General features: G+C 35.1%; 1 protein-coding gene. It reads left to right on the top strand.

Features of this window, described 5'->3' with window-relative positions:
* Nucleotides 1-208: triple tyrosine motif-containing protein (locus tag HJW02_RS14785; RefSeq protein WP_208050795.1), on the top strand; the 208-nt coding region annotated here is incomplete at both ends.

A 208-nucleotide genomic window follows, 5' to 3' on the forward strand; every position in this document is an offset into this window, starting at 1 on the left:
TGGACGGATTTGATAAAGACTGGACCTCGTTTAGTAGTATAAATGAAGCATCGTATCTAGAAATACCTTCGGGTAGCTATGTTTTAAAGGTCCGTTATAAGAAAGATGTATTTAATACGGAATATAAGGTATTTTCTATCCCTTTGTACATTCTTCCACCTTGGTATCTTTCTACGGTAGCCTATGTCATTTACTTGCTGTTTTTCAT

This window comes from Akkermansia sp. GGCC_0220, assembly GCF_017566105.1.
In the GTDB taxonomy this organism is placed as follows: domain Bacteria; phylum Verrucomicrobiota; class Verrucomicrobiia; order Verrucomicrobiales; family Akkermansiaceae; genus Akkermansia; species Akkermansia massiliensis.